The following is a 796-nucleotide window of genomic DNA, read 5'->3' on the forward strand; positions in this document are numbered from 1 at the left end:
TTTTCCGCCAGAACCCAGTGCGTAGGCGTCTCGAAAGCGATCTGCGATTCTTTGTATGACATTTTTATTTCCCTTTCTAAGACAATACGATCAACAATTCAGCGAATGCTGCGAAGATGGCCAAAGCTCCGAAGGCTTCGGCGAGTGTTAATAACCAGTCGGTCATGAGCGCACCTCTTTCGGAAGCCTATCCGCGATTTCCTTTTCAGTGAGATTGTCTAGCGCGACCAGCGTTGTTGAGCCTTGGCGGCAAACCATTATTGTTTTGACGCCCTCATAAATGCCTTTGAAATCTTTGTGTGTCTTCTGCCAGAGCAATTTAAGTTGTTGTTCACGGTTCATGATAGGTCTCCGTATTCTTTAAGTTAGCGCTTTTTAAGACAATCAGCGCGTGCGTTTAGCGTGATAATAAGAATTCAGCTTTGCGGGCTCTTACTGCGCGGCGGGTGAAGCGAATCGTGCGTTCTATGGCTCGCTTGGCCTTTGGGTCGTAATAGCGTTTCATGGCCGAGGTTCCTTTCTATCTCGTTGTCGTGTAATGTCTTGCTACAACATAAGACATAAACAAATCGTAAATGAAATGCAAGAGGTGAAAGGAAATTTCTATGAATAAACGCGATCCCTTTTCGCCTACGCGCGTCAAGGATGTGGTTAAAAACAACGGCATACGTGTCACTGAACAGCAGTTACTCGCAGTAACCTGGTATCTTTCGGGGTGTGATAAAAAGACTTCTCTTGCAAAAGCGGGGTACCATAATACCGTAACAAATACGCTGTTTGACCGCGCCTCTACCAA

2 protein-coding genes are annotated in these 796 nt (G+C 45.9%); one reads left to right on the forward strand and one right to left on the reverse strand.

Going from position 1 to position 796, the window contains the following annotated elements; genetic code table 11:
* Positions 1–162 precede the first annotated feature (162 nt).
* On the reverse strand, positions 163–342 hold the full coding sequence (locus ACTJKP_RS27010) for a hypothetical protein (protein ID WP_440632851.1): 180 nt from the start codon (positions 340–342) through the stop codon (positions 163–165).
* 263 nt (positions 343–605) lie between these two features.
* On the opposite strand from ACTJKP_RS27010, the gene ACTJKP_RS27015 reads away from it, so the two are divergent.
* On the forward strand, positions 606–796 hold a 191-nt coding region (locus tag ACTJKP_RS27015), incomplete at its 3' end, for a hypothetical protein (RefSeq protein WP_440632852.1).

Source organism: Brucella sp. 22210 (genome assembly GCF_052045675.1).
In the GTDB taxonomy this organism is placed as follows: Bacteria; Pseudomonadota; Alphaproteobacteria; order Rhizobiales; family Rhizobiaceae; genus Brucella.